2 protein-coding genes are annotated in these 2,675 nt (G+C 45.5%); both read right to left on the bottom strand.

The annotated features are described in order from the left end of the window. Positions 1-159: 159 nt before the first annotated feature. Positions 160-1,164 (bottom strand): ABC transporter permease, encoded by a 1,005-nt coding sequence (locus WB217_RS08045; RefSeq protein ID WP_423992302.1) that lies wholly within the window; start codon positions 1,162-1,164, stop codon positions 160-162. A gap of 1 nt (position 1,165) precedes the next feature. Continuing rightward, positions 1,166-2,671 (bottom strand): sugar ABC transporter ATP-binding protein, encoded by a 1,506-nt coding sequence (locus WB217_RS08040; protein ID WP_423992304.1) that lies wholly within the window; start codon positions 2,669-2,671, stop codon positions 1,166-1,168. Positions 2,672-2,675: the final 4 nt, after the last annotated feature.

The raw sequence follows: 2,675 nt of genomic DNA, 5'->3' as shown, positions 1-2,675 counted from the left end.
ATGAAACTGAAATGGTTTCATCTTTTTTGCAATTTCAGTGCAGTAAAAAGCCTGGATATATCCTCTCTATCCAGGCTACGATCCCACCGCTAAAGCACGGGCTTTCTGCTTTATGTTCTGAAAGTTCGTTCATTTCGGGATACACTGCTATGTTTTACCTCAATGCTTTTGCTTGTAATAAGTGATGCCAAGGGCAAATGCAAGCACGGTTCCCTTTACAATATCCATCGCATAATAGGGAACTGACATCATGACAAGTCCATTTTGAAGAATGCCAATCAGCACGGCACCAATGAAGGTTCCGAATGCATTAGGCTTGCCTGCTCCCAGAACGGAGAATCCGATGAATGCAGCCGCAACAGAGTCCATTAAATAAGGAGATCCAGCGCTGATTTCCGATGTCATCACGCGGGATGCGAGAACAATCCCTCCAATCGCCGCAAACACTGCTGATAAAAGGTATGCCGCTGTCTTGTAACGGTTTACCGGTATCCCTGACAGTCTCGCAGCCTCTTTATTCCCGCCTATCACGTACATATAGCGACCATGCTTTGTATAGGTCAGGAAAATGTGGACGACGATAACAGCTACAGCCATGATGAGGATGATCCAGGGCACCTGGCCAATTTTAGCAAAAATAGCGCTGATCGTTCCTGTAGAAAAACTCCCATCAGACAGAATCATATTTTCTGAAACGGTGGCACCCTTCGTATAAGTAAGCGCTGTTCCTTGAATGATGAACATCATCGCGAGCGTCATCAGCATATCAGGAATTTTCAGCTTGACGATCATGAATGAATTGATTGCCCCGACAATCAGTGCAGCGGCAATAGCTGACAGAATCGCAATCAGCGTATTCTGCGAAAACCAGACAAACATTGAGATCACTACTGCGTTTGATAGTGATGCCACAGAACCGACAGACAAATCAAAGCCATCAACGGTTAACGAAATCGTGATGCCAATTGCTATGATTGTCACGATCGAAATCGATCTCAAAATATTGATTAAGTTATCTCCTTTGATAAAAGAAGGGTTCGCAGCCGCAAAAATGGCAATGAGGACAAAAATGGTAAGGATGGTCCCATACTTATATAAAAACTGGAACAATTCGAATGACTTTTTCGGCTGTGTGTTTTGCTGCAAAGGGAGTTTGGCGTCCATCCTATCTGCCTCCTGTTGAATAAAATAATAGTTCTTCTTCGGTTGTCTTTGCTGTTTCAAGTTCTTTGACAGGCTCACCATCATAGAGGACATAAACCCGATTCGTGATCCCGATGATTTCTGATAGCTCAGAAGAGGCATAAATAACACCTTTCCCCTGCTCAGCCAGTTTTACAATCAATTCAAAAATGTCCCTCTTCGCACCCACATCCACACCTTTTGTCGGTTCATCAAAAATGTAAACCTCAGCATCTGCGATCAGCCATCTGCCAATCGCAACTTTTTGCTGGTTGCCCCCTGAAAGATTTTCAACCTTGACATTTTCCGATGAAGTCTTGATGCCGAGAGCATTTATGTACTGCTGTGCCGTTTTCTTTTCAGCCCGCCGGTTGATAAAGCTTAAGAATCCTGAGAATTTTTTGAGGTTAACAGCTGTAAGATTGGATGTGACAGATTCCGAGATCAGGACACCTTCCTTGCGCCTTTCTTCAGGCACCAGGGCCAAACCGCTTTCTACAGCAGCATGAGGACTCGTTAGCTTAAGGATTTCTCCTTTAAGCTTCACTGTTCCGCTCTTAGTTGGTGCCGCACCAAACAGAGCTTTGCACAGCTCTGTCTTTCCTGCCCCGACCAGGCCGGCAAGCCCGACAATCTCTCCTGCTCTTACATGGAGTGAAGTGTCTTTCACTTTATTCCCATCTGCTAATCCTTGGACTTCCAGCAATGTATCTCCGAACGCGCTTACCCTTGCCGGGAATTGGTCTTCCAGCTTTCGTCCTAGCATATATTCAATGACTTGGTGCGTGACGACTTCAGAAATAGCTTTTTTTACAACAAACTCACCATTTCGCATGATGGTAATCTCATCACACAATTCAAAGATTTCCGGCATCCGATGGGAAATAAAGATGATGCCCACATTCCTTTTAGCCAATTCCCGGGCAATCCGGAACAGTTCAGATGTTTCCGTATGGCTGAGAGGAGCTGTTGGTTCATCGAGAATCAAAAATGAACAATCACTTGAAATCGCCCGCGCAATCAGAACAAGTTGCTTCTCGGCGAGAGTAAGTTCCCCGGCAAGCTTTCTTACCGGAATGTGAAGGTTCATTCCGGATAGAATGGCCTCAGCGTCTTTGAACAGCTGTTTCCAAACGATCCAGTGCTGATTTTCCCTCGCCTGCACCATTTGGTTGAGCATGATATTTTCAGCCACAGTTAGTGATGGGATAATTGCCGTATCAACCTCCTGGTAGACCACCTGGATACCGAGCTGCTGCGCATCGGCCGGTTTCCTGATTTCCACCTTTTTGTCATCAAGAAAGATTTCCCCTGTGTAATGGCCGTGGGCACCAGAGAGCACCTTCATCAACGTCGATTTGCCCGCGCCATTCGCTCCAATCAACGCATGAATACTACCCGTTTCCGTGTTGAAATCCACACCGTTCAGCGCCCGTATCCCCGGAAAATCAATTATGATATTCTTCATCTGCAGTCTCTTAGCTGTCATATAT

Source organism: Mesobacillus sp. (assembly GCF_049588175.1).
In the GTDB taxonomy this organism is placed as follows: domain Bacteria; phylum Bacillota; class Bacilli; order Bacillales; family Cytobacillaceae; genus Mesobacillus.
This window is presented reverse-complemented; position numbering and strand designations above follow the sequence as displayed.

Bases quoted from the DNA above. Each gene is read 5' to 3' on its own strand.
- WB217_RS08040 (WP_423992304.1), bottom strand. From the start codon at position 2,671: ATGACAGCTAAGAGACTGCAGATGAAGAATATCATAATTGATTTTCCG.
- WB217_RS08045 (WP_423992302.1), bottom strand. From the start codon at position 1,164: ATGGACGCCAAACTCCCTTTGCAGCAAAACACACAGCCGAAAAAGTCA.